4 protein-coding genes are annotated in these 2,696 nt (G+C 74.9%); 3 read left to right on the top strand and 1 reads right to left on the bottom strand.

Features of this window, described 5'->3' with window-relative positions:
* Window positions 1-923, bottom strand: a 923-nt coding sequence (locus HGA02_RS15695; protein WP_168680016.1) for an MFS transporter, incomplete at its 3' end; no start/stop codon positions are given.
* Between the two features lie 441 nt (window positions 924-1,364).
* On the opposite strand from HGA02_RS15695, the gene HGA02_RS15690 reads away from it, so the two are divergent.
* The 3 genes from HGA02_RS15690 to HGA02_RS15680 all read left to right on the top strand — a co-directional run.
* On the top strand, window positions 1,365-1,799 hold the full coding sequence (locus HGA02_RS15690) for a VOC family protein (RefSeq protein WP_168680014.1): 435 nt from the start codon (window positions 1,365-1,367) through the stop codon (window positions 1,797-1,799).
* A gap of 5 nt (window positions 1,800-1,804) precedes the next feature.
* Window positions 1,805-2,446: a winged helix-turn-helix transcriptional regulator gene (locus tag HGA02_RS15685; RefSeq protein ID WP_168680012.1), complete on the top strand. Its 642-nt coding sequence runs from the start codon at window positions 1,805-1,807 to the stop codon at window positions 2,444-2,446.
* A gap of 23 nt (window positions 2,447-2,469) precedes the next feature.
* Window positions 2,470-2,696, top strand: a 227-nt coding sequence (locus tag HGA02_RS15680) for a hypothetical protein (RefSeq protein WP_168680010.1), incomplete at its 3' end; no start/stop codon positions are given.

The following is a 2,696-nucleotide window of genomic DNA, read 5'->3' as shown; positions in this document are numbered from 1 at the left end:
GCCTGCACGACCGCGGCCGCCCCGGCCGACCCGAGCAGCACGGGCAGCCGCATCGCGCGCAGCCGGGCCGCGACGGCCGCACCGAGCAGCGCACCGACCGAGAAGCACGTGAACAGGCGCCCGTAGAGACCGGGCCCGCCGTCGAAGACGCCCTCGGCCATCGCCGCCATCGTCACCTGGAAGTGCCGCCCGACGGCACCCGTGACGATCCCGGCGGCGAGCACGACGACGAGCTGCCGGCTGCCGAGCACGTGCCGGATCCCGTCGCGCACCCGGTCTGCGCCGCGCACGGCCCGCTCCATCGGGTGCAGCAGGTCCGGGTGCAGCCGCAGGACCGTGAGCGTCACGCACACGAACGACACCGCGTCGATCGCGAAGACGGCCGACGCCCCCGGCCCGGCGAGCACGACCGACCCGGCGGCCAGGCCGAGCACCCAGCCCGTCGAGTGCGTGATCGAGCCGAGCGCGATGCCGTTCGACAGGTGCTCGCGCCCGAGGACCTGCCCGAGCAGCCGCCCGAACGACGGCCCGTCGAGCACGCCGATGGTCCCGGTGAGCGCGGCGAACGCGTACAGGTGCCACAGGTGCGCGTCGCCGCCGTGCACGAGGACCGCGAGCAGCGCGGCCAGCACGGCGTGCGTCCCCTGCGTCCAGGGCAGGACGCGGCGCGCGTCGAGCCGGTCCGCGAGCGCCCCGCCGAGCAGGCCGAACGCGATCGAGGGCACCTGCTTGACCGCGACCACGGCGCCGAGCGCGGCGGCCGAGCCGGTCACGTCGAAGACGAGCCAGCCGAGCGCGGCCGTCGACATCCACGACCCGGTGTTCGAAACGAGGTCCGCGAGCGCCCAGCGCCGGTAGTTCGGCAGCGCGAGCGCGCGGAGGGCGACCGGCAGGCGGGGCGGGGGCAGGGCGGGACGACGCACGAGGGGTCCCATCGGCGTGCGCCCGCGGCGCCATGAACGCCCGGCACTGCTGCGTCGGTCACACCGGCGACGCCGACGTCGTGACCTCGTGGCGAGGTCATGAGGTGTGCGTCACGACCGTGCTCGTGGGCCCTTCCGCGGGTGTCGGGCCTCGCCGGCACCGCCGGAGCAGCCTCGGCGGACGACCGTCCGGCTCGCCCCGCCCGCGGTCGAGGGCCGGTGGCTGTTCGTCGACGTGCTGCCGGAGCCCGGTCCGCCGTGGCGGCCGCCCGAGGCCCCGGTGCGCTCCGTGCGCCTGCCGGGCGACGACGGGTCGATGCGCAGCCGCATGCTGCTGAGCGCGGCGGGGCGGGCGGCCAGACGAACCCCTTGACCCTCCACTTGTTTTTTGCAAGTGTGGGTGGCGTCCGCACCGCTCGCACCGCCGCTGAGGAGAGCGCCATGACCGCGATGTTCGTCAACCTGCCGGTGACCGACCTGGAGCGCGCGAAGAGCTTCTACACGGCGCTTGGCTTCACCATCAACCCGATGTTCACCGACCACAACGCGGCCTGCGTCGTGGTCGAGGAGGACCACAGCGCGTTCATGCTGCTCACGCGGGAGTACTTCCAGACGTTCACGGACCTGCCGCTCGGCGACCCCGCCGTGAGTCCGTCGGTGTCCACCGCGGTCTTCCTCGACAGCCGCGACGCGGTCGACGCCGCCGCAGCCGCGGGCCTCGCCGCGGGCGGCACCGAGCCGCGCCCCGCGTCCGACTACGGCTTCATGTACCAGCGCGGCCTCACCGACCCCGACGGCAACGTCCTCGAGTTCGGCTGGATGGACCCGGCCGCCGCCGAGCAGGGCCCCGAGGCGTTCGCGAGCCAGCAGGCCTGAGGCCGATGGCCGCACGCGACTACGGGCAGTACTGCGGGATCACGCGCGCCCTCGAGCTGGTCGGCGAACGATGGGCGCTGCTCGTCGTCCGCGACCTGCTCGTCGGGCCTCGCCGCTACGGCGAGCTCGCCGCCGGGCTCCCCCGCATCCCGACGAACGTCCTGGCGGCGCGGCTCAAGGAGCTCCAGGCGGCGGGCATCATCCGGCGCGCACCCCGGTCGCGCGTCATCGTCTACGAGCTGACGCCCTACGGCCGCGAGCTCGAACCCGTCGTGCTCGCGCTCGGGGCGTGGGGTTTTAAGGCGATGGGCGACCCCCGCGACGAGCAGGTCGTCACGCCCGACGCCCTGACGATGACGCTGCGCACCGCGTTCCGCCCCGACGTCGCGGCGACGCTGCCGGCGACCGCCTACGCGGCGCACGTGGGCGATGCCGGGCTGCTCGTCCGCGTCGACGGGCCGTCGCTCGCCGTGACCCGCGGCGACGGCCCGGTGGACCTGTCCTTCGCGGCCGGCCCTGACCTGCACCGCGTCATCTCGGGCGACCTCTCCCCCGACCGCGCGATCGCGACGGGGGTCGTCGAGGTGCTGCACGGCCCCGGCGACCTGCTCTCCCGCTTCGCGACGACGTTCCACCTCGCCGCCTGAGCCGCGCGTCTACGCTGCCCGCCATGGCTCCCGTCGTCGACGTCTACGTGTGGGTGGCATCGGAGAACCGTGCGGACGCGCTGCGGCGCTTCCTCGCCGACCACGTCGACGTCGAGCACCCGGGCGACGACCGGCTGCCCGCCGTCGAGCGCGCGTACGTGCACGGCACGCCCGCGCCCGGCGACCGGGAGCTGCTCGCCGACCTGGCGCGCGCCCCGCACGACACGGCCGCGCTCACGATCTACGTCAG

The sequence above is a fragment of the Cellulomonas septica genome, assembly GCF_012396155.1.
GTDB classification, from domain to species: Bacteria; Actinomycetota; Actinomycetes; order Actinomycetales; family Cellulomonadaceae; genus Cellulomonas; species Cellulomonas septica.
Note: the sequence above shows the minus strand (reverse complement) of the source record. Positions and strands in the feature narration are given on the sequence as shown.